The 26,464-nt window shown below is 38.9% G+C and carries 23 protein-coding genes and 3 pseudogenes; 15 read left to right on the top strand and 11 right to left on the bottom strand.

What is annotated here, in order from left to right; all coding sequences use genetic code 11:
* Positions 1 to 272 precede the first annotated feature (272 nt).
* Complete coding sequence (locus H5088_RS08135; protein ID WP_182752649.1) at positions 273 to 1,697, bottom strand: sugar porter family MFS transporter; 1,425 nt, start codon at positions 1,695 to 1,697, stop codon at positions 273 to 275.
* 370 nt (positions 1,698 to 2,067) lie between these two features.
* Here H5088_RS08135 and H5088_RS08130 point away from each other — a divergent pair, with 370 nt between their 5' ends.
* Complete coding sequence (locus tag H5088_RS08130) at positions 2,068 to 2,523, top strand: hypothetical protein (RefSeq protein ID WP_182696031.1); 456 nt, start codon at positions 2,068 to 2,070, stop codon at positions 2,521 to 2,523.
* Positions 2,524 to 2,585: 62 nt separating this feature from the next.
* The gene (locus tag H5088_RS08125; RefSeq protein WP_076924434.1) at positions 2,586 to 3,329 is read left to right on the top strand and encodes a competence protein CoiA; all 744 of its coding nucleotides are present in this window, start codon (positions 2,586 to 2,588) and stop codon (positions 3,327 to 3,329) included.
* A 102-nt stretch (positions 3,330 to 3,431) separates the two neighbouring features.
* On the opposite strand, the gene H5088_RS08120 is transcribed toward H5088_RS08125, so the two are convergent.
* Positions 3,432 to 3,926, bottom strand: coding sequence for a dual specificity protein phosphatase family protein (locus tag H5088_RS08120; RefSeq protein ID WP_182752648.1), 495 nt, complete (start codon positions 3,924 to 3,926; stop codon positions 3,432 to 3,434).
* Between the two features lie 89 nt (positions 3,927 to 4,015).
* On the opposite strand from H5088_RS08120, the gene H5088_RS08115 reads away from it, so the two are divergent.
* The 3 genes from H5088_RS08115 (at position 4,016) to H5088_RS08105 (ending at position 8,250) form a co-directional block, all read left to right on the top strand.
* Positions 4,016 to 6,217, top strand: a complete 2,202-nt coding sequence (locus tag H5088_RS08115; protein WP_182752647.1) for an exonuclease domain-containing protein — start codon at positions 4,016 to 4,018, stop codon at positions 6,215 to 6,217.
* 135 nt (positions 6,218 to 6,352) lie between these two features.
* Positions 6,353 to 7,234 carry a hypothetical protein gene (locus H5088_RS08110; RefSeq protein ID WP_182752646.1) on the top strand — a complete coding sequence of 294 codons (882 nt, stop codon included), beginning with the start codon at positions 6,353 to 6,355 and terminating at the stop codon, positions 7,232 to 7,234.
* A 62-nt stretch (positions 7,235 to 7,296) separates the two neighbouring features.
* Positions 7,297 to 8,250 (top strand): surface lipoprotein assembly modifier, encoded by a 954-nt coding sequence (locus H5088_RS08105; protein WP_182752645.1) that lies wholly within the window; start codon positions 7,297 to 7,299, stop codon positions 8,248 to 8,250.
* Here H5088_RS08105 and H5088_RS08100 read toward each other — a convergent pair.
* The gene (locus tag H5088_RS08100; protein WP_182752644.1) at positions 8,234 to 9,580 is read right to left on the bottom strand and encodes a S8 family serine peptidase; all 1,347 of its coding nucleotides are present in this window, start codon (positions 9,578 to 9,580) and stop codon (positions 8,234 to 8,236) included. The two genes, H5088_RS08105 and H5088_RS08100, sit on opposite strands and share 17 nt — an antisense overlap.
* A gap of 139 nt (positions 9,581 to 9,719) precedes the next feature.
* Between H5088_RS08100 and H5088_RS08095 the strand changes: the two genes are divergently transcribed.
* The 3 genes from H5088_RS08095 to H5088_RS08085 are packed head-to-tail and all read left to right on the top strand — an operon-like array spanning position 9,720 to position 11,486.
* Positions 9,720 to 10,211 carry an RNA polymerase sigma factor gene (locus H5088_RS08095; RefSeq protein WP_182737156.1) on the top strand — a complete coding sequence of 164 codons (492 nt, stop codon included), beginning with the start codon at positions 9,720 to 9,722 and terminating at the stop codon, positions 10,209 to 10,211.
* Positions 10,208 to 10,948 (top strand): anti-sigma factor, encoded by a 741-nt coding sequence (locus H5088_RS08090; protein ID WP_182752643.1) that lies wholly within the window; start codon positions 10,208 to 10,210, stop codon positions 10,946 to 10,948. The genes H5088_RS08095 and H5088_RS08090 overlap by 4 nt, the downstream gene beginning before the upstream one ends.
* Positions 10,949 to 10,973: 25 nt before the next feature.
* Positions 10,974 to 11,486 (top strand): CC0125/CC1285 family lipoprotein, encoded by a 513-nt coding sequence (locus tag H5088_RS08085; protein WP_182752642.1) that lies wholly within the window; start codon positions 10,974 to 10,976, stop codon positions 11,484 to 11,486.
* Positions 11,487 to 11,516: 30 nt separating this feature from the next.
* Here H5088_RS08085 and H5088_RS08080 read toward each other — a convergent pair whose 3' ends face one another.
* Positions 11,517 to 12,401, bottom strand: a complete 885-nt coding sequence (locus H5088_RS08080; protein WP_182752641.1) for a DMT family transporter — start codon at positions 12,399 to 12,401, stop codon at positions 11,517 to 11,519.
* A gap of 103 nt (positions 12,402 to 12,504) precedes the next feature.
* Here H5088_RS08080 and H5088_RS08075 point away from each other — a divergent pair, with 103 nt between their 5' ends.
* Both H5088_RS08075 and H5088_RS08070 read left to right on the top strand, forming a co-directional pair.
* Positions 12,505 to 12,642 (top strand): hypothetical protein, encoded by a 138-nt coding sequence (locus tag H5088_RS08075; RefSeq protein WP_002958262.1) that lies wholly within the window; start codon positions 12,505 to 12,507, stop codon positions 12,640 to 12,642.
* A gap of 136 nt (positions 12,643 to 12,778) precedes the next feature.
* Positions 12,779 to 13,192: pseudogene (locus H5088_RS08070) on the top strand (sel1 repeat family protein); the annotation flags it as partial.
* 2 nt (positions 13,193 to 13,194) lie between these two features.
* Here H5088_RS08070 and H5088_RS08065 read toward each other — a convergent pair.
* Genes H5088_RS08065 through dinG form a run of 6 tightly spaced genes read right to left on the bottom strand, consistent with a single transcriptional unit; the run spans position 13,195 to position 18,032 of the window.
* On the bottom strand, positions 13,195 to 13,347 hold the full coding sequence (locus tag H5088_RS08065) for a DUF2496 domain-containing protein (protein ID WP_076914928.1): 153 nt from the start codon (positions 13,345 to 13,347) through the stop codon (positions 13,195 to 13,197).
* Entirely contained in the window at positions 13,331 to 13,612 is a 282-nt protein-coding gene (locus H5088_RS08060; protein WP_002958257.1) for a late competence development ComFB family protein, read from the bottom strand. Before H5088_RS08060 ends, H5088_RS08065 begins: the two co-directional genes overlap by 17 nt.
* Before the next feature lie 51 nt (positions 13,613 to 13,663).
* A complete protein-coding gene (locus H5088_RS08055) occupies positions 13,664 to 14,557 on the bottom strand; it encodes a histone deacetylase (RefSeq protein ID WP_182752640.1) in 894 nt (297 codons plus the stop codon).
* A gap of 13 nt (positions 14,558 to 14,570) precedes the next feature.
* Entirely contained in the window at positions 14,571 to 15,179 is a 609-nt protein-coding gene (locus H5088_RS08050) for a primosomal replication protein (protein ID WP_182696020.1), read from the bottom strand.
* Between the two features lies 1 nt (position 15,180).
* On the bottom strand, positions 15,181 to 15,957 hold the full coding sequence (locus H5088_RS08045) for a TSUP family transporter (protein WP_002958254.1): 777 nt from the start codon (positions 15,955 to 15,957) through the stop codon (positions 15,181 to 15,183).
* Entirely contained in the window at positions 15,957 to 18,032 is a 2,076-nt protein-coding gene (gene dinG / locus H5088_RS08040) for an ATP-dependent DNA helicase DinG (protein WP_182752639.1), read from the bottom strand. Before dinG ends, H5088_RS08045 begins: the two co-directional genes overlap by 1 nt.
* Positions 18,033 to 18,092: 60 nt before the next feature.
* Between dinG and H5088_RS08035 the strand changes: the two genes are divergently transcribed.
* The 5 genes and pseudogenes from H5088_RS08035 (at position 18,093) to H5088_RS08010 (ending at position 26,251) form a co-directional block, all read left to right on the top strand.
* Positions 18,093 to 20,447, top strand: coding sequence for a DNA polymerase II (locus tag H5088_RS08035; RefSeq protein WP_182752638.1), 2,355 nt, complete (start codon positions 18,093 to 18,095; stop codon positions 20,445 to 20,447).
* Between the two features lie 405 nt (positions 20,448 to 20,852).
* Positions 20,853 to 23,624 carry a TonB-dependent siderophore receptor gene (locus H5088_RS08030; RefSeq protein ID WP_182752637.1) on the top strand — a complete coding sequence of 924 codons (2,772 nt, stop codon included), beginning with the start codon at positions 20,853 to 20,855 and terminating at the stop codon, positions 23,622 to 23,624.
* A 66-nt stretch (positions 23,625 to 23,690) separates the two neighbouring features.
* Positions 23,691 to 24,386, top strand: a complete 696-nt coding sequence (locus H5088_RS08025) for a 2OG-Fe(II) oxygenase family protein (RefSeq protein WP_182752636.1) — start codon at positions 23,691 to 23,693, stop codon at positions 24,384 to 24,386.
* Positions 24,387 to 24,783: 397 nt separating this feature from the next.
* Positions 24,784 to 25,755 (top strand): annotated as a pseudogene (locus H5088_RS20490) (IS4 family transposase).
* Between the two features lie 193 nt (positions 25,756 to 25,948).
* Positions 25,949 to 26,251 carry an H-NS family nucleoid-associated regulatory protein gene (locus H5088_RS08010; RefSeq protein WP_002958250.1) on the top strand — a complete coding sequence of 101 codons (303 nt, stop codon included), beginning with the start codon at positions 25,949 to 25,951 and terminating at the stop codon, positions 26,249 to 26,251.
* A 19-nt stretch (positions 26,252 to 26,270) separates the two neighbouring features.
* Here H5088_RS08010 and H5088_RS08005 read toward each other — a convergent pair.
* Positions 26,271 to 26,464, bottom strand: a pseudogene (locus H5088_RS08005) (IS481 family transposase); the annotation flags it as partial.

The raw sequence follows: 26,464 nt of genomic DNA, 5'->3' as shown, positions 1-26,464 counted from the left end.
ATAAAGTTAAAATAAATGAGCGTAGATTGCTATTCAGCCTTAACTTAAGTTAAAAGGTTCGCTAACGTATTGAGCTATAGTGATATTTAAGTATGCAATCGGTAGCTATAAACTTTGGTAGTAAAAGCTTGCTGGTAAAAGGAGCGTTTACGTATTAACAGCAGCTTAAAATATATTTATTAATTAACGTTTAGCTCATCCAAACAATCACTCTTAAATAACGCCATTGTATGTAAAAGCAAAGCGGTGATTAATATCACCGCTTTTAAAAATTACATAGATTCGAGCGTTTTACCGCGTGTTTCTTTTATGTATTTAACAACAAAAAATATGCTTATAAGTGCCGATAACGCATAAAAGCCATAAGCACCGGCAAGGCCAATGTTAGCCAGCATAATAGGGAAGGTCATGGTAATGGCAAAGTTAGCAATCCATTGTGCGCTAGCTGCAACAGCAAGCGCTGCACCACGAATACGATTATTAAACATTTCGCCTAATAATACCCATACAACAGGGCCCCAACTTAAGCCAAAAAATACCACAAATAAGTTAGCCATAATCAGTGCAAACGTACCCATGTTATCGCTAAGGGCAAGTTTGCCTGCTTCATCAAGGCCTGCACTACCAAATATATAAGTAAGCGCGCTTAAGCTAATAAACATACCAATACTGCCTACTAAGAGCAGTGGTTTACGGCCAATTTTGTCAACTAGGGCAATGGCAATAAAGGTTGATACAATATTAGTAGTACCTGCGAGTACATTTATAAATAGCGATTGCGACTCGTCAAACCCAGCGGCTTGCCAAAGCTCAGAGCCGTAATAAAACACCACGTTAATACCCACAAATTGCTGAAATACACTAAGCGCAACACCCACCCAAACAATTGGGTGTACTTTTTTACTGCCATCAATAAATAAGTCGCGAATACTTGGCTTTGTATCGCTATGCAATGAGCGTTTAACATCGCTTATTTGCGCATCAACGTTGTCGTTCGATATTTTACTAAATACCGATTTTGCATCATCCACTTTACCTTGCGCCACTAAATAACGAGGCGACTCAGGAATAAACAAAACACCGACTAAAAACAACACAGCAGGCACAAGCTCAGCCCAAAACATCCAGCGCCAAGCGGCTATATCAAGCATTAAAATATTTTGCGCGCTGCCTGCTGCATCAGCAATTAAGTAGTTACTTAAAAAAGCAGCAAATAAACCCAATACAATAGCGAGTTGTTGCAATGTAGCTAAACGACCACGTAGTGCTGGTGGTGCCACCTCTGCAATATAAGCTGGCGCTAATACTGACGCAGCACCAATACCTAAACCACCAAATAAACGGTAAAAAATAAACTCCGCAGAGCTTTCGCTAATGCCCGAACCAAATGCACTAATGGCAAAAATAATCGCGGTGATGATCATAATTGCACGGCGACCAAACTTATCAGCCAGCGGCCCCGCAGCAAGCGCACCTAGGGCGCACCCTAATAACACAGACGCTACATTAAAGCCCGTAGCTACACTGCTAGAATTAAATGCATTACCGAGTGCCGACACTGTGCCGTTAATAACGCCCGAGTCAAAACCAAATAAAAAGCCACCAATAGCAGCCACAGCCGATATAAATATTACGTAAAAAAGAGAGGTGTGTTCAACTGTGTTGGCTGAGTGGGAAGGCGGTGTGTGCGTTGTCATTATATGCCCTGAAAGTTAATTTAAATTTAAAAGAGCATGATATCGTAAAGCGCTATGGCTGAATACGCTTGTGCGGGTGTAAATTGAGCCATTTTTAAAGGCTTTAAAATTAAGTAACCGCCTTTTTTGAATAACACCGATTGATTTTCAAAAAAATAATATGTTTTGTATGGGGAGTATTTGTTGGACCAATATTACTGTTCTCACCCATTTGGGTGTGTTTTTGCAATTGCGTACCCTGTTCTGAAGTTAGGTAATTGTTTACAAGTGATTATTTGGTGGTTAAGGTAAATGCATTGAATATAGGAACATTGTCGGTTTGCAAAACGACAAATGTCGTCGATTAAATTGTCATATTTATAGAGATACCATGTCTGTAATTCGTAGCTCAGTTTTTCAAATCATTTTTAAATCAATTTTTTTACTATCATTTAACTGTATCGGATTCTTTGCAATATATGCTGGCGCTATTTTATTCCTTAGCGAGAGCAATACTTCGTTATCGCCAAATGAACAACTTTTGGCGTTAATTCTCGCTTTGGTTACAACATCTATTTTTGCTTGGTGGATGGTACTCAGCTTTCGGCAATACGAAATCAAAATAGACAGTGAAGTAATCCTACTTAAAGGATTATCTGGCTGGAAAAAAATTGACAAAACTTTTCCACTCTCCGATCTTGATGGTGCAGAATTAGGAACGGATTTAGCTCTATTTAAGGGGGAAAAATTGGTAGCGAAACTTTCAATGGTTTCTATAGCATTTGACAATCATTCGCTAAATAAAAGTATTACAAAAACTTTACCCGCTCCTGAATTGGTTAAATAAATATAACAAGCCAATCCAGCAGCGGCTGATTGAGGCATTATACAACCGAGTGTTATGTACTTATGAAATTTTCATTAGTTGACGGATTTAAGCAAGCTCCTCTGCCTAAGATGAAAGGAGTTTGTATATATTGTGGTAGCCCAACCGTAGCAAAGTGTGGTTCAAAAATTAGATGGCATTGGGCGCACAAGGTAAAATGTAGTTGTGATCCTTGGTGGGATAATGAATCCCAATGGCATCGAGATTGGAAAAATCATTGGGAAGATCATAATCAAGAAATAGTATACTTTGATAAAAGTGGTGAAAAGCATATTGCAGATGTTGTTAATGAGCAGAATATTGTAATTGAATTTCAAAACTCCCCAATGTCTGAAGCTGAGTTGAAATCAAGAGAGGATTTCTACGGAGATATGATTTGGGTAATAAATGGTCGTAATCTAGCGAAAAACATAAAATTAAGTGCGATGCTTCCTGATCCTCTGCATGAATCAATGGAAGATATATCTATTCATTCAAGTAATCATAAAACTCATTTCGTTTATTCTTTTATTTCTGAGTATCGAGGTCCGAATGAGTTAGTAGAAATACATAGCTCAGATAAAATAGATGGAATAATTAAATCCACGCATGTAGGACACTTCCTCTTTGAGTGGAAAAGGCCTAGATATGTTTGGTTTAAAGCAACAAAACCAGTTTATTTGGACTTTGGACAAGGTGTCATCTGGCAATTAATGCGTTTTAACAATTATAGTAGTTTCTGTATTAAGGCATGTATTAAAAATGATTTCTTGGCAAAGTTTAAATGAGTTGCATAACAAGTGATCAATCTTATCAGTGCTAATTCATTACAGGCTATAAATAGAATTATTGGCACTATTTATAGTGCTAAATCCTCCCCAATTTCTGTCTTACACCTCAAAATTCTCAAAGTACTCTTTTTGCAATTCTATAGTGAGTGCTTTAGGGCGAATGCCTTGTACTAGGCTGTATACTTCTTCTTTTGTGTAACCTGCCGAATTTAAAATAAGCGCAGCGACCAACCCTGTGCGGCCAGTGCCGCCTTTACAATGTATGGCAATGGTTTGTTTGTGCTGTATGGCCTGTAATATGTCGGTTTTGTGGGTGTTCCAGCTTGATGTAAAAGGCTGTTTTGGTGCTTCGTCGTCATTTATAGGTAAATGAAACCAGGTTATATCGTGCTTATTGCACTCACTATTAATTGTTTGTACGTTGTTTTTTTCAATTTCTTTTTGCGGCATAAGCGAAAGCAGCATGTGAGTGCCAGCGGCTTTTAATGTGGCGATTGAATCCGCTAAGTTTTGTGTTTTTGTGCCAGGGCAAGGCGTAAAAATAATATTTGCGCCGTTGTTGAGTGATAAAATATCGTATGGGTGCGCGCTCATGGTAAGTCCTTTATTTTTAATGAATTTGCTTTAATAAGCTCACTATAGCGTGTTTTAGTTACAAGTTTAAGATTGAATAATAAGCACAAATGCTAGATACTGTTTTTATATACAGTTATGGCGATATTATGAAAAAAGAATTACCAGCAAAATACTATTTAGCGCATTTTAGAGAGCTTATTGAGTTTGTAACTAGTAAATGTATGCATTTACTTGAGCCCAAACACAGCGAATTTATTAGTAAAATTAACCAGCTAGATGAGCAAAGCCAATGCATGTTGGCGCGTGTGTACTCGCGAAAGCCTTATTTAGTGCAGGCGCAATCGCTTAATTATGAAGAAATAACCTCGCCGCATCAGGCTATTTATACGCTAAAAAAAGCCGGTATTTTATTTGAGCCAAACGAGCAGCATTATTCGCAGCTTTTAGCGCACTTAACTAAGCCTTCTTTGGTTGAGTTGCTAAGTAATTACAGTGAGCAAATAAGTTTTAAAAAGAGTGCCGCTAAAGGCGCGCTGGTGGATATTGCGCGTGAGTTTTTTAAAGCACGCCCACAAGAGCTTGCGCCACTTTATAGCCAGTATGTAATTAATAACCGCAGTGATTACTACGAGTATTTTGAGTTTTTATTTGCAGGTAAACTAAGCAGTGGAGATGTGAATCATCAAAACCGTTTTGTAATGCGAGACTTAGGCTTAACCGCTACGCGCGAAGGACACAGCGAGAGCTTGTCGCGTTTTGAAACACTTGACGAAGCGCAATCAAACTATTTATTAAACCGTTACCGGTTAGCATTTAAAAATATTACAGATGAGAGCGACTATGTTGCTTTAGCGTCGCAGGTTTTAGTGCAAGCTGCACATGGTGCAATTGCCGTTGTATTAAAAAACAAACTATTAGTTAGGCTTTATAGGCAGCTAAAAACAGTTGATAGCGAACTTGCTTTTAGTTTACTTGAAGGGTGCGTGGATGATAGCGAAGCACAAGAAATTCAAATAAGAGAGCAATACAGGCTTGGCAATAAAGAGTGGGTAAAAGCTCGATTAGAAGCCATTATCGAAAACCCACTTACTGATGATTTACTTTATTTTGCTGACGATTTTTTAATGCGTAAGTTTAATAAAAAAACACGTTCGCGTTTAAGTGCCATGCTTGCCGACACTCAGTGCGTGCTAGAAATAGATGAACTGTACCGAGGTGAAGTAGAGCAGGGCGTAAACGATCATTATACTCGCGAAGGTATGGCTGTATTTAATACCGAAAACACGCTTTGGCAAAGTTTGTTTGGTTTAGTATTTTGGCACGAGTTATTTGTGGAGTCGCCTTATCCGCCATGCAATGAGTTTGATATTTATCCGCAAGTATTAAGGCTTGGTAATTTTTATGAAGCGCAGCAAACACAGATAAACGAGCGCTTAGCTCAGTGCCAAACGTCGCAAGCATTACTTAATTTAGTATGCAAAAATGCAGCGCAATATTTTGATCAGCCCAATGGATTATTTAGATGGCGCAGCAATTTATTAGAGCCACTAGAAGCGCTTATTTTAAACAGCCCACTTGAGGCATTAATTACTCATTTAACGGCTATGAGTAAACATTATTTACAGCTAAAAGACGGCTACCCCGACTTAATGGTTATTAATAATGGCCAAGTACATTTTGAAGAAGTAAAAGCCCCTGGCGATAAGCTTAGGCGCAACCAACTTACAACTATTGATAATTTAAAAAATGTGGGCTTTACAGTACACATTGCTGCAGTTAAGTGGTTTGTAGACCCAAACCGTGTTTACAGCGTAGTTGATATAGAAACCACGGGTGGCTTAAAAGGCGGCAACCGAATTACCGAAATTGGCATTGTTAAAGTGCAGCACGGTAAAGTAATTGATACTTGGACAAGCTTAGTTAACCCCGAGCGCCATATACCTGGCTTTATTACGTCATTAACCGGTATTAGCGACAGTATGGTTTACAACGCGCCTGTATTTGCCAATATAGTTAAGCCGCTATTAGATATACTCGCAGGCAGTATTTTTGTAGCCCATAACGTTAATTTTGACTACGGCTTTATTAAAAAAGAGTGCGAGATGGCAGGGCACTTTTTTAAAATGCCAAAAATGTGCACCGTGGTTGAATCGCGCAAAGCGTTTAAAGGCTTAAAGTCGTATTCGCTTGGTAACCTTAGTGCGCATTTTGATTTAAATTTAACCAGCCATCACCGCGCATTGGCCGACGCAACCGCCACTGCCGAGCTGTTATTGCTGATACAAAATAGTGAAACGCAAACGCCGTAGGGTATTGGCTTACCTTTAAGTATTTGAAATTTAGTTAATAAGTGATTTTATTGTAATTTTTTAATTTATTTTGGAATAAAGTGTTTTTGTAAATCGTCTTCTTTATGTCAATCCGACAAACTAGAGGACAAAACAATGACTAAATTAAATAAAATTGTAAGCGTAATGATGTTAAGCGGTGTGTGTACTTTTACAGGTGCAGTGCACGCCGCTGATATTGAAATATCTCAGTCAACGTCGGCGCAGCAACAAACATCTACATCTATTGCGCTTTCACAAAATGGTTTAACAGCCAGTGGTAGCAATGACACAAACGCATCTAGCAATACACAAGTAACGGCAGATGACTCGCAAAACACAGATTCAACGGCGAATAACACGCAAACTTCAGCGCAAGAAAGCAGTGAGGCCGCAGAGCCTGTAAATTCATTAGTTGCATCTGCCAGCTCATCTTTAAATAACTCATTGAATGCATCGGCATCGTCTTTAAATGCCACAGGCAATACCTCAGCCAATACAGCGCTCGATGCAACAACGCAGTTAACCTCATCGGCGGGTAATTTAACGACTGCAGTGAGCCAATCGTCATTACTTTCTGTTACCTCTGAACAAGGCACTCAGCCTGATACTACTGATACACCAACAGATGCCTCTTTACTTTCAAATGTGAGTAGCGCAACCGATTCAGTAACACAAGCTGATGCAGCGAGTGCGCTTAATGCGGGTGAGCTTACAAACCAATTAGCAATTACTAATACGGCTGCAAACTCAGTGAGTTCTGCACTGCAGTTAGGTGATGCAATTAATACCAGTAATGAAATTGTAAGTAGTGTTCAGCAATCTTTAATTGCCAGTGTGCAAGATAGTACGGTTAGCAGTTTACAAAGCACGGTACAACAAAGTGTTAGCGGGCAGGTGAGTGCAGCGGTTACTGATCAAATTAGTAACGATGTAGCACTTAGCACCGCAAGTGAAGTAGTAACCAACATTACTAACGACTTAGACCTAGGCCTTTAATACGCCGCGTGTTTGCACAAATGCCGAATAGGGGAACCTATTCGGCCTGTTGGAGAATAAATATGAAAGCAGTTATAACCGCCACATTGTGTGTTTTTAGTGCCCAAGCGGTGCTTGCACAAACCAACCACGTTAAAACACCTGAGCAAAATAAACCCTTTAAAAGTAGCTTTGAGCTAAATGCAGATGCAGAAGTTGGGGTATTGAGCAATTCAGCGCTCTCTGTTCAGGAGCTTGACGATATTTCGTCACAAAGCGACAGTGGCATAAAAACCGCAGCCGGTGTTAATGCAAAATGGCAATTAACCAAAGGCGCCAAATTAACCTCAAGCTATCGGTTTGAACAACAAGACTACGATGAATTTGATCAATACGATTTAGACCTTCATCAATATGGTTTAGATGGCAGCTACAGCTTTAATACCCATGAGCTAGGGGTTCGTTACGATGGCGCAAAAGCAAATGTAGATGGCGAAACATTTTTACATTTTAATCAAGCTAGTGCTTACTATGGCCACTTTTTAAACCCACATACGTATTTGCGTATGAGCATAAAAACCAAAGCTAAACGTTTTGCTACTGCAAAAGCACGTAATGCCGATGGTGTAGGTGCCGATGTAGCGCTTTATCATTTTATAAATAATGGCCAAACCATGCTAATGGCAACGCTAAGTGCTGATAAAGAAAACGCCGACGACAACCAATACGACTTTAACGGCTACGGCTTTACTACTAAAGTTACGCACAAATTTACGGCCTTTAATGTGGCTAACAAAGTAGGGGCTGGCTGGCGTTATCAAAATAAAGATTACGATGAGCAAACAACGGATGATTTTTTTGAGCAAATACCGTCGCGAGATGAGCACCGAAATGTAGTTAATGCGTTTTATAACCTAGCTGTGTTTGAGCACGTAACACTCATAGCCGAGGCTGAATATGGCGATTATCAATCAAAGCTTAGTAGTAATACCTATACGCAATCGATTTTATCGGCGTCAGTTAAAGTGCACTTTTAGGTGGGTAAATGGCGCCATAACCAAAGGTGGTGTCTTTGCCTTGCTCGCCTAAATCGACGACCAGCGATGTAAGCTCGTTAAGTGCTTTGGTTTTATTATTCCCATGCTTTAACAATAAACAACTTAATGCCGCGCTTACATGCGGCGCCGCCATTGACGTACCCGACTCCCTCCCAAATTTTCCATTGCCTTGGCTTGTAACAACATTTACACCAAGGGCTGCAAAGTCTATGTAATCGCCTTTATTTGACCATCTATAAATGTGGTTTTTTGAATCAATAGCACTTACCGCTATCACGCTTTTATACGCGCCTGGGTATAACGGCTGCGACGCCGGCCCTTGGTTACCCGCAGCAGCTACAATTAATACGTTTTGTTTTATTGCTGCAGTAATACTTGCTTCTAAAATTGCGTTATTTGGCCCTGTTAGGCTCATATTTATTACGGGGATTTTATTACTAACTAGCCAGTTAAGTGCCTCTACTATGGCAAATAATGTAGCCCCTTGTGCATATTCAGATTGCCTATAAAACACCTCGGCACTGTAAAGCTTGGCACTGCTTAAAAGCGGGCTGAGCATTGCTCCTTTACCTGTAATTAACCCCGCTATGGCGGTGCCGTGTAAATTTGGCGAGCTTAACCCTTTAGGTAAAAAGCTTTGCGTGGTGATATTTGCGCCTTTAAAAGCGTTGTGTTTGGTATTAATTGCGCTGTCGATCATGCCAATTTTTACGCTTTGTGTGCAGTAAGGAGCAACAGGCTTATTTGGTGTTACTTTCACGCTAGGCTCGCCTGTTTGCGCTTGATAAATGTGGTTTCGGTCAAGTATTGCAGACTCATCTAAGTTAAGTGCTTTTAATAACTCACTTTTAGAGTTAACACCTTGGGGCACGTTAAAGCGCACTAAGCTCATGTTAAGTGCGTTGTAATTTTTTACCGATACAATGGTTACATTTTGCTGCTTTAGGGTATTAAGTTGTTGGCTATTTGCCATTAATAACCATTGGCGCTCTATTGCTCTAAAGCCGTTTTCTAGCTCTACTTCAACAAATGCGGTGTTTTGGCTATTTATATTAATGTTAAGCACATTGGGTAAGCTGCTAATTGGCTCACTAATTTGCGCTTTTAGTTCATCAATCGATATTTGTGGAACAGGCACCGGAAGCGGCAGGCGCTGTGCTCGCTCTATAGTTTGCTCAATACGCTGCTCTATTGGGTTTAGCTGCCCAAGCACCTGATCGACTCTTACTATATTGGCAGAGCTCGTTGCGCTAAATATACAAAGCGAAGCGGTTATTATGTGTTTAACGCGTGTGTTTTTAATATTCATAGTAGGTTACTCTATTAAATTTATCATACTGGTTAGTTAACGTTTAACACATAGAAATATTTCATTATTTAAATTATTTTGATTATTTGGGAATAAATGTTTTTTTGAATCGTCTTCTTTATAAAAGGGGTAAAAATTAATGAACGAAACTATAAAAACCTTATTGCCCATACTTAGGCGTTTTGCCTATTCGCTAACGGGTAGTAAAGCAGATGCAGACGATGTAGTGCAAATAACAATTGAAAAACTATTAGTAAAAGGCATTCCGGATGACGTTGAGCCTGCTAAATGGGCATTTAAAATTTGCCGTAATGTGTGGATAGACGAATACCGCTCACGCAAGGTAAGGCAAAATACGGCTCAGGCCGATATTTTACCAGAGCCAATTACAAGCAATGAACACCAAACACTCGAAAATAAACAAATGCTTAAAAATGTAAATACAGCACTTGGGCAATTACCCGAAGAGCAACGCGCCATAGTATCGCTGGTGGCAGTGCAGGGCATGGCTTATAAAGAGGTAGCACATACACTCGATATACCTATAGGCAGTGTAATGAGTAAATTATCGCGCGCACGCAGTACACTTTATAATTTAATAAAACCCGACTTTAAAAAGGAGCAAGTATGAACATTAACGACGAAACACTTAGCGCCTTTTTAGACTCAGAACTAAGCGAGCACGAAATGGAGCAAGTGCGTAAAGCCCTTGAAACCGATGATGAGCTAGTAATGCGACTTGCAGAGCTAAGCGAAGTAGACATGCGAGTAAAAGAGCACGCAGCAAGTATTGACGACGCACCACTTAGTGACTCATTAGCTAAAACGGTTGTAAAGCTTGATACAGCAACGACAAAAAACACGTTAAACAGTAATGTAGTAACCTTAACGCCTTGGCAAAAGGTTAAGCAATCGGCTAATAAAAGTTTAGCAATAGCTGCAAGCGTTGCCGTGGTATTTGGTGTTGCAATGACGAGCTATTTACAACCCAATGAGTCGCAAAATTTAGTAGCCAGTAACATAGCCACAGCACTTAATACACAGCTAAGTAGTGGTGTGTTTGAGCAAAGTGATGGCTCAGTATTTAGCGCACAGCTAAGTTTTAAAAATCAGCAAGGTGAGCTTTGTAGGCAGTATGCACTAAGCTCAAATAATACAACGCAAACAAGCATTGCTTGTAAAACGCAAAGCGGTTGGCAAATTAAAGCGCAAACAGCCGTGCAGCAAAGTAACAATGGCGCGCAATATCAAACGGCGTCTAATAACAGTGACTTAGATGCTGTTATAGATAGCATGATCAGCGGCGCACCACTCGATAGAGCGCAAGAGCAGCAAGCAATTAGCGCAAAGTGGCAGTTAAACAAATAATAATGTGTATAAAACGAGGTGAACTATGAAAACATCTATTTTAATTATCAGTATTTTACTTATGGCGGGCTGTGCATCTAAACCTGATTATCGCGCCGCAAATAATGGCTCACAAGGTTACAGCGAGCAAAAAATTAGCGACGATCAATACCGAGTAGAGTTTAAAAGCGTATCAAATAATGTAGCCGATGCCGGTGACTATGCATTATTACGCGCGGCTGAGCTTACCCAAGCACAAGGCTACGATTGGTTTGTTGTAACCAACAAAGAAACCTTTGTTGAGTCTAAATCGCAAGCTCCCGCGTCATCTATTAGTGCATCACAAAGCCAGCAATATGAGCGAAGCTGTGGTTTATTAACCTGCGAAACACGCGCTCGCCCAACAAGCAGCGTAGCCGTACAGGTAAGTAACAATGATAAACGCAAAGAAGTGCACACCTTAATTGATATTAAAATGGGCAAAGGTATAAAGCCAAGCGACAACAGTTTTAGCGCCCAAGACTTAATTGAAAACTTAAGCAAAAAAGCACAAAAGTAAGCGTTTGGTAAAAGCGCTTGATATAAGCACTTAGCTTGTTTTAGCTAAGTGCTTTTTTCGTGGTAAAAAACCAGTAACCAGCATCGTACCTATAATTACAAATAATGCGCCGAGTAACGTATTTGGCCCAATTTGTTCATCTAAAATTAAATGCCCCCAAAAAATGCCAAATAGCGGAATTAAAAACGTGACTGTTAACGCTGAGGTAGGGCCTATATCGTCGATTAATTTAAAAAATAAAATATAAGCAAGTGCGGTACACATTACTCCTAATACGAGTACACCAAGCATAACGTTGGTGCTTGGAACTTCACGCATTGGCATAAATAAAATAAGGGGCAATACCATAAAGGTTGAAGCCCACATTGAGCCATGGGCGTTATCGAATGGGGGCAGTTTAGGCGCGTTTTTAGTGTAATACGATGCAATGGCATAGCAAAGTGATGCGCTTAATGCTGCTACTATGGCCAGAATTGATTGGTTATTTAACACAAAATGATTTTGCCCAACCAAAATAGCTACGCCAATTAAACCCAGCAGTAAACCAATCACCATACTTTTATTAGGCTTTGTTTTTGTCCATAAAATTCCAACAACAACACCCCATATTGGTGTTGTAGAATTTAAAATTGAGAGTGTGGATGCGCTGATAGTTTGGGCTGCGTAAGCAAAAAATAAAAACGGCAAAGCAGAATTAAACGCGCCAATTATAAAAAAGTGCTTTGTGTGCACAGTAAACGCTAAGCGGCGCTTTAAGTACAGCGCCACAATAAAGAGGGTTAGTGCGGCAAAGCCAACTCTAAATTCTATTAACACCGCTGGGCCTAAGCTGTTAGCTGCCATTCGCATAAATAAAAATGACGCGCCCCAAATTGCAGCCAGAAAAAATAACCGAAGTAAACTAGCTAAGCTCATGATAGTATTTTAATTATACAAATTGGGTTACACAATAGCAGGCTTTGCAAAGAGTGTAAGCCAGATTCGGTACTCGCATATAAAAAATAATAAAGGACTAGTTATGGCTAAATGTATATCGGTTGCAGCAATTTTGGCTGTAGGTTTATTAGGTGGGTGTGGGTCGACCCCTGTTAGCCTATACAGCGACAATACAATGAAGAAAAAAGAATACAATGGTATTAATACCAATCCGCAATAATACTTAATCATTTTGCGGGGCTAAACGTGTCGCTACCTGCGTTAAAAAATTTTCATTTAGAACAAGTAAATAGCGAATTTTTTGCCTAGCTATCAACAAGTTTCTCCATCCTCAAAATAGATTACTTAATTAAGCGAATTGGTATAAAGCTTATAAAAAGGGGCTGTACGAGCAAGCTATTTATGATTTAAAAGAGCCGGCAGTACTTGGCTATAAAAATGCACAATACACGTTGGCATTCATGTTTTTAAAAGGCCAATACTTGGAGCAATCTACTAAACTCGGAATGGGCTGGCTAGGCGTTGCAAAAGAAGCGGGGGTTGAAAATTGGTCTGCGCAATACGATGCATTTTACAGTGCAGCGACTACGCAGCAAAAACAACAAATAGACCAAACAGTGGCGTTTTATATAACGCAATTTGGCGTTAAAGCACAAAATATGACCTGTCGGCGTTCAGCTTCGCCTAGGCGTACATTTGGTGAAGTTAAAATTGATTGCACTAAGCACGAAGGTAGCGTTACCGAGCACGACATACAAATAATAGAATAGAGTTATGACTTTTCTAGCTTCTTTTCAAAGTCGCTTTTAACTATTTCAAGTGCTTTAAGTACTTCTTCTGGAGCAACATCGTGTTGCTCTAGTATCATAATTAAATCTACTGCAAGTTTCATATGTGTAGGGGCTTGATCAAGTGGACTTGTCATTTAACTCTTTCTTTTTTGATATTTGGCTAATGGCAACATTTATTGCTGTTTGTACACGTTGTTCCATATGTATGCGTTCTGATTGCGGTAAATAAAACGCCATATCTACATCGTAGCGAATATATCGTGGCGGGAGCTGATTTAGTACCGTACAACAAAAGTCAGCCATTACATCTTCATCATATTTTTCATCAAGTTTAAGTTTGATAACTTCCTCGACTACAATCTTTTCGTAATAGTTGTGTATGTCTTCGTGTAATCGCATATTCCCACCGCTTTAAAATAATCCGTTTAACTGAGTCTATACTAAGGCTTACTATAAATCGATAGCGGCTTTAAATAGTTGTTTATGAACATTAATTAGTGAACTCAAATTACGCTGATAACCGCCACCTAAAGCGCACATTAGTGGGATTTGATGTTGCTTACAGAAGTTGAGAACAAACAAGTCGCGCTCATATACGCCATTGAGAGATACATCAAACAAGCCTAACTCGTCTTTTGTGTAAATATCAGCACCTGCATTATACAAAATAATATCGGGGTTATGAATACGCACGCAAAAATCGAGTGCTTGCTCTAATGTAGCAAGGTACTCAACGTCGGTTGTTTTAGCGGGCAATGCAAAATCGTAGGTGGACTCTTGCTTATTACGAGGAAAATTTTGTTCACAATGAATTGAGCAGGTAATAATTTGGTCATGGTTTTGAGTGATTTGTGCTGTGCCATCGCCTTGGTGTACGTCGCAATCAAAAATTAAAACAGTGTCGGCTTTCTCTGTATTTATTAAATGTGCTGCTGCAATAGCTAGATCGTTAAAAATACAAAAACCGCTGCCGTTATCACTGTATGCATGATGATAGCCACCACTTAAATTAGCCGAAAAACCATGTTTTAGCGCGTGTTCACTACTTTGGATGCTTGCCCCAACTGATAGTAATGTGCGCTCTACCAATTCATTTGAATAAGGAAAGCCCATTTTTTTTATGGCTTTATTGCTAAGAGTCCCATTTAAAAAGTCATCTATATAACGTTGGCTATGACATAGCGAAAGTTGAGATTTGGTTGCTTTTTTAGGCTCTTGAAAGTGAATAGCCGAAACACCTAGGTTTTCTATTTCTGTTTTAAGTAACTTATACTTTTGAATAGGGAATCGATGACGTTCTGGGAGTATAAGGTCTGAATACAATGGATGATAATAAAGCTGCATAGTAAAGTGCGCCTTAACGCAGCTGCTGTTTTTCTACTTGTTGAATTTTATCTTCGGTGGCAGAAATTGCTTTTCTGCAGCGGCCTAATCGAGCGTGTGTGCTTAATATTTCAAGGTTAAGCTTTTGTGCTTTAGCAGGCGAGGCTTTATCCATTTGCATTTTTCGCTCTTCAATCATGAGCACTAAACGGCGTTCAAACTCATGGTTTTGTTTTAATTCGTCGTAAAGCTCATGGGATGATTGCATTATTTTTTGCACAGCTTGCTTATAAACGGTTTGCTTAGGGCGTGGTTTATAATGGCTTTTGTTTTCTTTAACCCAAATAGGCGTTGATTTAATAACATTGAATACAGCTTGTATTTGAGCTGCAATACGTTCAAGCGCGTAGGTATAAGCATGGCGATGCTCGCTTGGCGGTAACCTTGAAACTTCGTCTTCTATTTCTATTACGTAATCGGCTAGGTTCATGCTTTTGGTACTAAAAACTGCGCGGTCAAACAAGCTAGGTTGTGCTTGCATGTAACGATTTTTAGAAAAAAGTTTAGCTTTATCAAATTGCTCAGCTTGTTGTTTTAGCGTTGCAACTTGTTGGCGTAGTTTATCTAAAGCCATTGAATGCATATTAAAAGTAAGCCTCGTAAATTAGTTTTAATGCTAAAAGTATAACCATAGTATTAAATACTGGGCGAATAAATTTGCTACCAAAACGTATTGCTGAATGCGCCCCAAACCATGCGCCTAGCATAATAAAAAAGCCCATTGTTATGCCAAGTAAAAAGTTTACATGGCCGAGTGCAACAAAGGTAATTAAAGATATAAAGTTAGACACAAAATTCATTGAACGCGCTAAACCACAGTTGAGTAGCAGGTTCATTTTGTAAAGCATGCCATTAGAAGCAGTCCAAAATGTACCCGTACCTGGGCCTGCTAAACCATCAAAAAAGCCTAATGCTAAACCTTGTAGCCATTGTTTTATTTTCATCGCTTTGTTTAGTTTAGGAAGTTCATCGCCTTCGGTGGTGCTTAAATTACCAAATAAGCTATAGCCAGCAACTAAAATAATAATAATGGGGAGTAGTTTGTTTAAAAAATCGATACTTAAATGATCAACAATAACAGTACCTATCAATGCACCTATTGCGGTAGCAATAATGGAGGCTGCCCAAAACTTAGGACTAAATAAGTTCTTTTTATAGTATGTATAGCTTGCCGTTAACGAGCCAAAGCTAGCCGCTAATTTATTGGTGCCTAATGTTAAATGTGGAGGTAAGCCAGCAGTTAATAAAGCGGGTACAGTTAACATGCCACCGCCACCGGCGATAGCGTCTATAAAACCTGCGGCAAGTGCAACAGCACATAAAACAGCCCAGGTTGTTGGATCGAGTGCGAGTTCAAACATTAATAATCTATTTGTCTTTTAAAAGGTGGTAGGGTGTCGAGCATGGCTTTACCGTATCGCTTAGTAACTAAGCGTCTATCGAGAATAGTAATACAGCCTTCATCACTCTCTTTTCGCAGCAGTCTACCACAGCTTTGTACCAATTTCTTTGCGGCATCTGGCACGGTAATCGTTAAAAACGGGTTACCACCTTTGCTTTGTACAAATTCTGCTTGCGCTTCTTCTATTGGCGAAGTAGGTACAGCAAACGGAATTTTAGTAATTATTAGGTTCTCTAAATATTTACCTGGTAAATCAAGACCTTCCGAAAGGCTCTGGGTTCCAAATAAAATACTGCCTTTGCCTTCGTCTACATTTTTAGTGTGTAATTTAAGCAATGCTTCTCGCGACATCTCACCTTGTACTAATAAGTTAAAACCTTTTGTTCTAAGAAACTTTGTTACGTGGTCCATTTGCCAGTAAGAAGCGAATAGTACAAGGTTCGCTTTTTTATCATTTAGGTACTCTGGTAAAGTTTTAGCTAGGTGATCACTAAAGTCTTTATCGGTAGGTTCTACTTTAGATACCGGAATACGTAAAGTGGCTTGTTTTGGGTAATCAAAAGGAGAAGGTACTTTAATAAATTTAACGCCTTCTTCTTTAGCAAGTCCTGTTTCGTAAGCAAAGTGATCAAACGAGCCCAGTGCACTTAATGTCGCAGAGCACAAAACAGCGCCCGCGCATTCTCGCCACAATTTATCTTTTAGGTAATAACCGACCTCGATAGGGCAGTCGCTTAATAAGTGGTCGTGATGGCTTTTATATTCAAGACGTTTTATCCACCGTGCATGGGGAGCACCTTCGCCTTTTTTTGCGTAACTAAACCATAGTTTGTTTAGTTGCTCTAAGCGGTTTATGTATTGGCCGCTTTCGCCTAGTATTGGGTCGGCAACGTAAGGTTTTATGTCGCCGTCGCTTACATCTTGGGTAAGGGTGTCGTGCATTTTGTTTAAACAGCGCAGCGCATCTTGCGTGGCTTCGCTTATGTCTTTTGCTTTACTGTGCAGCGATTGTGGAATTTCACCGTGCTCAAAGCGATAAGTATCGTCTTTCGAATATTCAAAGTCAGCATTATCAAGAATATCGCGAACTACTTTTAAGTCTTTATTTGCGTCATTAATACTGTCGCAAAGTTTAAAGTTTTGCCCAATAGCTCTTTGCCCCACTAAAACCTTCGCCATTTTCCCGCTAAACTTGGTGAGCTTATCAAGCCATTCTATCGTGCCTTTAATTGTGGCAGCAGCTGATGAAAAATCGCGTGTTATATGTGCTAAATGGTGCGCTTCATCAATTACATAAATGGTGTTGTCGGGCTCTGGTAAAATTTTACCACCGCCTAGGTCTAAATCGGCAAGTAATAAAGAGTGGTTAATTACCAGCACATCCATTTGCATTAATTGATTACGAGCAAGCTGAAACGGACACGTTTGATGGGCCTTCATTTGGCGTTGGCATGAATGTTTATCGCAGGCTATTAAGTTCCACACTCTATCGGGTACAGTATCGGCCCAGCTGTCTCTATCGCCTTGCCATTTTTTATTTACATAGGCGTTATATAGCTCATTCAAACACTTGGTTTCCATTGTGCTCAGTGGTGAAGTAAGCGTTGGCATAAAGTCCATTTGTGTTTGGCTATCGCCGTTTACAGCATTATGTAATTTGTGGGCACAAATATAACGATGGCGACCTTTTACCAAATCAAATTTAAAGTCGAGGCCTGAATGCTTTTTAAAAAATGGGAGTTCTTTCGCTATTAATTGTTCTTGCAGTGCAACGGTTGCGGTAGAAATAACGAGCTTCTTTTTTTGCGCTAAGGCAAGAGGCAATGCGCCTAAACAATAAGCAAGAGACTTACCGGTACCGGTGCCTGCTTCAATAACGCATATACGTTGTTTTTTGTGATAGTCGCCTGCGAGTGTTTTTGCTATTTCGGCAACGAGGTAGTTTTGGCTACTTCGCGGGCGGTAATCAGTTAGGTTATTAGCCACATGCTGGTGTACTTGCCTAATTGTTTTTTTTAGTGAGTCAGAAAGCATGGGATGATTTACCTAAAGTATGTATATAATTACAGTGTATATATTAAGTGGGATCGTACATTGACACAAGCAATCTATCAGGGCTTTATTTTATCAAGGCAACAATACTCGTCTAAGAGTAAGCGTGGGATCACGCTTTGCTACTGGCTCGTATCTGACAATGGCCCAATTAAAGTACTAATTGAAAACCAGCAAGCTGTTTTTTTTATCCCACAAGATGAACACTATTTTGCACAAAGCATACTAAATAAAGAAAATATAAGTGTTAATTTTAAAACGGTAGAAATGCGCCATTTTAGTGGTGTTGTGTGCATAGGCTGTTATTTTAATGATGTAAGTAACCTTTACAAAGCACGCACATTACTTGAAAAGCACATAAGTATATACGAAGCGGATATACGCCACAGCGATCGTTTTTTAATGGAACGTTTTATTAAAGGTGGTGTATGGGTTACGGGTGAAGTATCTCAAAAAAACGGCTTTATTTTAATTAGCAATGCTAAATTAAAAGCGAGCCCTGAATATACACCCACGCTGAAATCGCTTTCATTAGATATTGAGTGTAATGGTGAGGGCGTATTGTTTTCGGTTGGGCTGGTAGGAAATGGCCTTGATACTGTATTAATGATTGGTGAGCCTCAACAGCATAATCAGCCATTTAATATTGATTGGTGCTTTGACGAGATTAATCTACTACAAAAGCTACAGCAGTATATCAATAATAATGATCCTGACATTATTGTGGGTTGGAATGTCATTGAATTTGATTTTACAGTGTTAAACTCTCGGGCAGAGGCACTAGGGGTAACGCTTAATTTTGGCCGAGATCAGCAGCCTTTAAATATAAAAACAGGGCATTACACTCGCCTCACCTTACCTGGGCGAAGCGTTATAGATGGCATTGATACCTTAAAAAATGCCACTTATCACTTTGATAACTATTCGCTTGCGAATATTTCTTATAAAGTCCTTGGTGAATCTAAACTAATTCAGGCAGATAATCGTTTAAGTGAAATTGTTCGTCAATTTAATGAAGATAAGCTCAACTTAGCAGCTTATAACCGACAAGATTGTATACTCGTTAAGAGGATTTTTGCAGAGTTACAACTCTTTGAATTTGCAATAGTGAGGACTCAGTTAACCGGTCTTGAGCTTGAGCGAATGGGCGGCTCGGTTGCTGCATTTACTAATTTGTATTTACCCTTATTGCATCGCAGCGGCTATGTAGCACCAAATTTAGGTGATCACGGTTTATCTTTTGAAAGCCCTGGTGGGTATGTAATGGAGTCAGTGCCTGGGCTTTATAAAAATATACTTGTTTTAGATTTTAAAAGCCTATATCCCTCAATCATGCGAACTTTTTGTATTGACCCTCTTGGGCTCATTAAAGGATTAGATTCACCTGAGAATGCAATTGAAGGGTTTAACGAAGCCGTTTTCTCACGAAATGAACACCACTTACCGTCGTTAATTAAGCATTTAACACATACACGGCAAAGGGCAAAAGACACAAATCAGCCAATGTTATCGCAAGCTATAAAAATAATAATGAACAGCTTATACGGCGTACTTGGCTCTAAAGGGTGTCGATTTTATGATCCAAGATTATCGAGTTCAATAACATTACGTGGGCATGAAATTATGCAAACAACCCGTAAGTGGATTGAAAAGTTAGGTTACGAAGTAATTTATGGCGATACAGATTCTATTTTTGTAAAAGCTGACGATCAGCTAAGTGCTCTGAGTTGCAATCAAATAGGCAAAGATTTAACGACCTATATTAATAATAAATGGAGCTGCGATATTAAAGACTGCTTTGGGCTTACTAGTTATTTAGAAATAGAGTTTGAAACCCACTATAGCCCATTCTTTATGCCAACAATAAGAGGTAAAAAAACGGGTTCAAAAAAACGTTACGTAGGACAAATTATAAAAAATGGGATACCTGAACTTATATTTAAAGGAATGGAAACCGTACGCAGCGATTGGACCGAATTTGCACAAGAGTTTCAAAAAGAGTTATTCAAAACTTTATTTAATGAAAAGTTTGAAATAAAACAACTTCACGAGATTATAAGTGACTACACCAAAAGATTGTTCGCAGGTGAATTCGATGAAAAGTTAATATATCGTAAAAAGTTAGGACAAAATCTAAATGATTACGTAAAAAATGTTCCTCCCCAAGTGCAAGCGATTAAAAAGTATAAAGCTAGTAATCCTGATTTTGAAATTAAACGGGGTCAAATTATTGAATATGTTTATTCTGATGATGGGGCGCAATTATACAATGGTTCAAATAACTTAAATTATTCGGTTTACATACAAAAACAGCTAACACCTATCGCTCAAATGGTACTTGATGCCTTGAATTTAAAAGAAATTGAATGTCAAGGGGCTCAACTTTCATTTTTATAATTACTTTACAGTTTTCGTATTTAAATAGTCATATTTTTGTATGAAATTTAACCTACTTTGATGTGGGATGAAGTGTTTTTCTCTTTTTTTGTTAAAATTTATGATTCACTCATGTTATTTTGTTAATAATTACTTGTTTTATGTAATTTAAATTGAACCTTTTTACTTGTTTTTTTTCTGCTTTTAAAACAGTTGGTTATGTCTTTGTGTTTTTCTAACTGATTGATATTTAATTGTGTGTCTAAGTTTTTTTTGTAATTTAAAAGGGTTTAAGGTTAATTGATTGTTGACGTTGTTGTTTCACTGGTATTATCATTCATCACACAATTGTAGCGTTTGGTAACACTTTGCCATCACGTTAGATTGAAAATTATAATTAATAAAATGTATTCTTGGGAGAATCAAATGTTAAATAATCAAGTAACAAAAGCTGTTCGCTTAGCGATTGCTTTTGGTGCAGCATCAACAGCTGCATTTTCAGCAAGTACAATCGCTGCTGAAGAAGGCGTAGAAAAAGTAGAACGTATTCAAGTTACAGGCTCACGTATTAAACGTACTGATTTAGAAAGTGCTAGCCCGGTTTTAGTTCTTAGCCGTGATGATTTAAATGTTAGTGGTCAATTAAGCATCGGTGACATTCTTCAACAAATTCCAGCTGCGGGTGCTGCACTTAATACTGCCTTTAATAACGGTGGTACTGGCGCAACAAACATGGATTTACGTAACTTAGGCGCACAACGTCTTCTTGTATTAGTAAATGGTAAGCGCTGGGTTTCATCTTTAGGTTCTACAGTTGATTTAAACACAATCCCATCGTCAGCGATTGAACGTGTTGAAGTTGTTAAAGACGGTGCTTCTGCTATCTACGGTTCTGATGCTATTGCTGGTGTTGTAAATATCATCACTCGTAAAGATTTTGAAGGTGTTGAGGTTTCTGTATACGGCGGTGAAAACTTAAAGTACAACGATGGTCGCCAGTATTCTGCAGACATCACTGTTGGTACTACTTCAGACCGCGGTGGCTTAATGTTTAATGCTAGCCATGTAACTCAACAAGAAATTTGGGCAGGTGATCGCGATATTTCTTCTATGGGTAACAGCTCTACAACTGAAAAAGGCCGTTTACGTCTTACTTCAAGTGCAATCAGCCCTGATCTTCGTGATAGCTTACTTGCTCAAGGTTACACTGAAAACAACGCTGGTAAGTCAAACGCTGGTTTTGATTTAGTTCCTAATGGTGCAGGTTCAGCTGTAGGTTTAGATTCATTCCGTGACCGAGCTGGTGATGTTTACAACTACGCGCCTGAAAACTACCTTGCAACGCCACAAGAGCGTAACAGTTTTTATGTTCAAGCTTTTTATGACTTAAGTGATGACGTTCGTTTCGTATCAGATTTCATGATGACTAACCGTAAATCTTCACAGCTACTTGCAGCGATGCCATTAACAATTGGTGCATCTTTTGGTGCAGCAGCTAGCCGAGTAGACATCCACGAAAATAATATCTACAACCCATTTGGTGAAACACTGTATGGTGATGCTTCTCGCTCAGGTGTAGAAGGTTATATCCCATTTGCTGGTCAACGTCGTTTTGTAGAAGCGGGTAACCGTATTTACAGACAAAATGATACAACTTACCGTGCAATGGTTGGTTTAGAGGGCGGTATTGGTGATACATCTTGGGTTTGGGATGCTTCTTACATTTATGGTAAGAATAGCCAAGACGTTTTAACAACAGGTCTACTTAACCTTACTCGTATAAACCAAGCATTAGGTGACAACTGTAATGCATCTACTTCTTGTGTACCACTTAACCTATTTGGTGGTGCTGGATCAATTACACAAGATATGGTTGATTTTGTAACATTTGACAGTGTTTCTCGTGAAGGTTTAGAACTTAAAGATTACACAGTAAACTTTGCTGGTGATGCATTTGAGTTACCTGCAGGTGTTGTAGGTATGGCCGTTGGCTTTGAACGTCGTGAAGAGTCAGGTTACGATACGCCTGATCCACTAACTCAAAGCGGTGAAACTTCAGGTAACCAACGTGATGCAACTTCAGGTGGTTTCCGCTTAGATGAAGCTTATGTAGAACTTTCAATTCCAGTATTTGATGGTTTAACTATTGCACCAGCAATTAGATTCTCTGACCACAGCGCATATGGTAGTAACTCTACAGCTAAAGTTGGTGTTGAATACCGTCCAATGGATGATTTACTTCTTCGTGGTACTTGGGCTGAAGGTTACCGAGCTCCTTCAATCTCTGACTTATATGCAGGTAATGCAGATGCATACCCTACATTAACAGACCCGTGTAACTCTGTGGAAGGTGTTGTTCCAAGCCTACCTGGTTGTGCTGGCGTACCAAATGGTTACACGCAAGCTAATACGCAGATCCGTGAAACTCGTGTTTCTTCTCCAGATTTACAACCAGAAGAATCAGAATCTAAAACGTTTGGTATTGTTTATAACCCAAGCTATGTTGATGGTTTAGAATTCACAATCGATTACTACGATATCGAAGTTGAAAACTCAATTGGTCGTTACGGATCTAACCGTATATTAAACGAGTGTACTTCAGGAAGTAATGCTGCTTCATGTGATTACATTGACCGTGATGCTAACGGTAATATCGTTGATTTACGTAACTTCCTACAAAATTCAGGTACCTACAATGTTGAAGGTATAGATTTTTATACTGCATACAAGTTTGATACTGAGTACGGTAGCTTCAGAACATCTCTTGATTTGTCTTATGTAATGACTAACGAGTTCGATGGCGAAGATCAAGTAGGCGTACAGTATGGTGATGCTGGTTATCCTGAATATAAAGGCACATTTGCTCTAGACTGGTCTCAAGGTGACTTTGATGCGCATTGGCAAACGCGTTATGTTGACCGCATGCAAAACTACTATGACGTAGCTTTCGGCGCAGAAAATTACCCAGGTATGGCTGATTACATTGGTTCTTACTTTGTACATGACGTATCTGTAGGCTATGCTTTAGCCGCTTACAACACTAAAATTAGTGTAGGCATTGAGAACTTATTCGCGAAAGAACCTTCTCCTGAATACATTAACAATGACTTTGCAATCTCGACTAATAACTTCTCTGTTACAGAGTACGACGTTAATATGGATCGCTTTGTATATGTACGAGCTACAATTAAGTTCTAATAACTTAGAAACTTAAATTTTATTCAAAAGCCACTTTTTAGTGGCTTTTTTATTTTTGGAATATTTATGATTCAACTAAATAAAAATATTGATGTAGTTAATTTACATAGGGAATACTCTAAAAATAAGAGAATTATGGTTGATAGTGTTTTAGAGTTTGATGGTTTTTCTAAAATTACAGAAAAATTAAAACACAATATTCCTTATTTGAATGCATATTCTTTAAATGGCCAATACATTCAATCATCAGATGATGAATTAAAAAATATGTCTCCCAATAAAATGAGAGCGCTTCAGCAGACTATTTATGAAAATGCGAGTAAAGGGGTTGGCTTTTTTTATGGGCGATATGAAATAACTCAGAATGAAAAAGATGAGTTACTAAAGGAGCTATTTAATTATCTTAATGGCCAAGAAGTTTTAAAATTGATTAGTGATGTTACAGGTGTAAAGGGTTTAAAAAGTGCAAGTGTGCAATTAACACGCTATGTACCAGGAAATTTTTTGACACGACATAATGATGTACTCCCTACAAAGCAAAGAGCAATCGCTTTTGTTTTTGGTTTTACACCACAGTGGCACCCAGACTGGGGTGGTTTGTTACATTTTTATGAAATGGATGGAAAGCTGACAGAGACGTTTATGCCCAAAAGGAATGTTTTATCCCTTTTTGATGTGCAATTACCACATTCTGTTTCTTATGTAACTCCATTTGCTCGTGCTGCAAGATACTCAATTACTGGCTGGTTTAACTTAAAATAATATTATTTAAGCGATGCTCATAGGTTGGATCTTAAGAAAACTTGAAGTTGAACTCTGTTAATGATCAAATAGTTACGCCAATAAAAACATGGCTAAAAACAGAGTTCACATGCAGATTAACCAAGTTTCAAACCAATTAAAAGCCCTTATCTCAGAAAAACACCTCATTGAGCTTGCAAAAACCTCTGGATTTCAAGTTCGACACTGTTGCCTGTCGATCGTTTCTCTGCTCAAAGCCGTATTTAAAAGCTTATCTTGCCTGCAAGACGCTAACTTGTCAGATATCCATCAAAACTTGCGAACGTAGGCTGATTGCACGATAAGTTATAAACCCTTTCATAATCAAATTCGAAAACCAGCCTTGACTGAGCTTGTCCGTGAGCTCGTTATTCAAGCGATGTCTAAATTGACTGTAAACACGCTGGATAAAACCTTTTTTACCCAGCGAGGAATACAGCGAGTGTTATTGCAAAATGGTTCTTCATTTGCTCTACATGATGAATTAGCGCAGGTTTTTGCTGGTCGTTTTACTGCTGTAAGTCCTGCCGCAATTGAGTTGCACGTTACCTATGACCTATTTAATGAACAACCCTGCGAAATAGATATTCGTCCTGATGTTGAAACTGAGCGCGCCTTTTTACCAGGTAGCCACACACTTGAAGGTACGTTATTACTTGCTGATGCTGGGTATTTTGACTTAGATTACTTTGAGCAAGTAGCTCAAGATGGCGGATATTTTTTGATCAGAGCAAATAAAAACATTAACCCAATCGTTACATCAGCTTATTGCGCGGGTATAGAACTTAAATAAAAGAACATTAAAATCAAAACGTAAATCGATAAATTCGCAAGCCAACCACTTGAATTAACAGTACGTTGGAAGAAAAATGGGCCCGAGTACAGGCTTATCTATTTACCGAATGAAAAGCACCCCGTTTTCCTTGTTACTAATTTAAAAGAGGCACAGTTTAGCTTTGACGAGCTACTCGATATATATGCAACTCGTTGGCAAATTGAGTTGTTTTTCAAAGAACTAAAGTCATGGAATAACCTTAAAGGGTTCATCACACGAGATCCTCATATTGCCGAATCATTGGTTTGGCTGAGCATACTGCAAACACTTATCAAGCGTTTTATCTGCCATAGTGCAGCGGGTATGTTTAAGTGTGCGATCTCGACATTTAGAGCGAGTAAGTGCAGTTATCTTTGGTTGGATGATATTCTGGATTGCATAGAACAAACACGGTGCAGCCATAAGATACATCGTGTATTTGAGCTACTAGCGGTAAATTGTAAGAGGCAAAGCATTGAGAAAAACAATGATATTTGCCGTTTTAAGATAGGAAGTCACACGGTCTGTGTTCCTTAAGAACTAAGCTATGAGTGGAAGCTGGGAATGCTTTGAACTGAAGGTTGATTTTCAAGGATGCATATATAATGCTTAGATTATTGTTTTTATTAAATAATGGTTCTAATTAGGTAATGGTAAAAATAAATACTTGGGTTTATACTAGGTAGGAATATTTAAGTAAATCTAACCAAATAAATTTAGCGAGATATAAATGAAAGAAGTCCGATCTTTTATTAAAACAGCATCATTAACAGAGCTTGAAAAAGCCCAACAGCTTATCAATGATGCAATTTCAAAATATACCCAGCAGCAAAAAGCGAAACAGGAAGTTTTGGATCTTTTAAAAGAAAAAGGACTTACGCTAGAAGATTTACAAGATGGAGCATCTGACAAGCGTACTAAAGTTAAGCCTAAGTACCGTATGGAACTCAATGGTGAGACTATTGAATGGACAGGCCGTGGCCGTCGTCCTAAAGCGTTTGAAGGTGTTGAGCTTGAGAAATTTTTAGCCTAAAGTGTGTGATTCATAGACATCATTTCACTTTTCGTAGTTGAAGATCACGCTGATAATTCGATAACTGAATGCGTTCATTTTCAGTTTGGTAGTTAGCGTGAACGTCTTCCCAAAGCGGTGTTTTTTCAAGCCGTTCACATACAACATCCATTGGAGTTTTACCTTTGAATGAGCCGTGAGCGCGTTGCCAATTGTAGTAATGCTGCCACTCAG

This window comes from Pseudoalteromonas sp. SR43-3, assembly GCF_014163875.1.
GTDB lineage: Bacteria > Pseudomonadota > Gammaproteobacteria > Enterobacterales > Alteromonadaceae > Pseudoalteromonas > Pseudoalteromonas distincta.
This window is presented reverse-complemented; position numbering and strand designations above follow the sequence as displayed.

Excerpts from the sequence above, each read along its gene's own strand:
- H5088_RS08135 (WP_182752649.1), bottom strand. The coding sequence starts at position 1,697 with ATGACAACGCACACACCGCCTTCCCACTCAGCCAACACAGTTGAACAC.
- H5088_RS08130 (WP_182696031.1), top strand. The coding sequence starts at position 2,068 with ATGTCTGTAATTCGTAGCTCAGTTTTTCAAATCATTTTTAAATCAATT.
- H5088_RS08125 (WP_076924434.1), top strand. The coding sequence starts at position 2,586 with ATGAAATTTTCATTAGTTGACGGATTTAAGCAAGCTCCTCTGCCTAAG.
- H5088_RS08120 (WP_182752648.1), bottom strand. The coding sequence starts at position 3,926 with ATGAGCGCGCACCCATACGATATTTTATCACTCAACAACGGCGCAAAT.
- H5088_RS08115 (WP_182752647.1), top strand. The coding sequence starts at position 4,016 with ATGCTAGATACTGTTTTTATATACAGTTATGGCGATATTATGAAAAAA.
- H5088_RS08110 (WP_182752646.1), top strand. The coding sequence starts at position 6,353 with ATGACTAAATTAAATAAAATTGTAAGCGTAATGATGTTAAGCGGTGTG.
- H5088_RS08105 (WP_182752645.1), top strand. The coding sequence starts at position 7,297 with ATGAAAGCAGTTATAACCGCCACATTGTGTGTTTTTAGTGCCCAAGCG.
- H5088_RS08100 (WP_182752644.1), bottom strand. The coding sequence starts at position 9,580 with ATGAATATTAAAAACACACGCGTTAAACACATAATAACCGCTTCGCTT.
- H5088_RS08095 (WP_182737156.1), top strand. The coding sequence starts at position 9,720 with ATGAACGAAACTATAAAAACCTTATTGCCCATACTTAGGCGTTTTGCC.
- H5088_RS08090 (WP_182752643.1), top strand. The coding sequence starts at position 10,208 with ATGAACATTAACGACGAAACACTTAGCGCCTTTTTAGACTCAGAACTA.
- H5088_RS08085 (WP_182752642.1), top strand. The coding sequence starts at position 10,974 with ATGAAAACATCTATTTTAATTATCAGTATTTTACTTATGGCGGGCTGT.
- H5088_RS08080 (WP_182752641.1), bottom strand. The coding sequence starts at position 12,401 with ATGAGCTTAGCTAGTTTACTTCGGTTATTTTTTCTGGCTGCAATTTGG.
- H5088_RS08075 (WP_002958262.1), top strand. The coding sequence starts at position 12,505 with ATGGCTAAATGTATATCGGTTGCAGCAATTTTGGCTGTAGGTTTATTA.
- H5088_RS08065 (WP_076914928.1), bottom strand. The coding sequence starts at position 13,347 with ATGACAAGTCCACTTGATCAAGCCCCTACACATATGAAACTTGCAGTA.
- H5088_RS08060 (WP_002958257.1), bottom strand. The coding sequence starts at position 13,612 with ATGCGATTACACGAAGACATACACAACTATTACGAAAAGATTGTAGTC.
- H5088_RS08055 (WP_182752640.1), bottom strand. The coding sequence starts at position 14,557 with ATGCAGCTTTATTATCATCCATTGTATTCAGACCTTATACTCCCAGAA.
- H5088_RS08050 (WP_182696020.1), bottom strand. The coding sequence starts at position 15,179 with ATGCATTCAATGGCTTTAGATAAACTACGCCAACAAGTTGCAACGCTA.
- H5088_RS08045 (WP_002958254.1), bottom strand. The coding sequence starts at position 15,957 with ATGTTTGAACTCGCACTCGATCCAACAACCTGGGCTGTTTTATGTGCT.
- dinG (WP_182752639.1), bottom strand. The coding sequence starts at position 18,032 with ATGCTTTCTGACTCACTAAAAAAAACAATTAGGCAAGTACACCAGCAT.
- H5088_RS08030 (WP_182752637.1), top strand. The coding sequence starts at position 20,853 with ATGTTAAATAATCAAGTAACAAAAGCTGTTCGCTTAGCGATTGCTTTT.
- H5088_RS08025 (WP_182752636.1), top strand. The coding sequence starts at position 23,691 with ATGATTCAACTAAATAAAAATATTGATGTAGTTAATTTACATAGGGAA.
- H5088_RS08010 (WP_002958250.1), top strand. The coding sequence starts at position 25,949 with ATGAAAGAAGTCCGATCTTTTATTAAAACAGCATCATTAACAGAGCTT.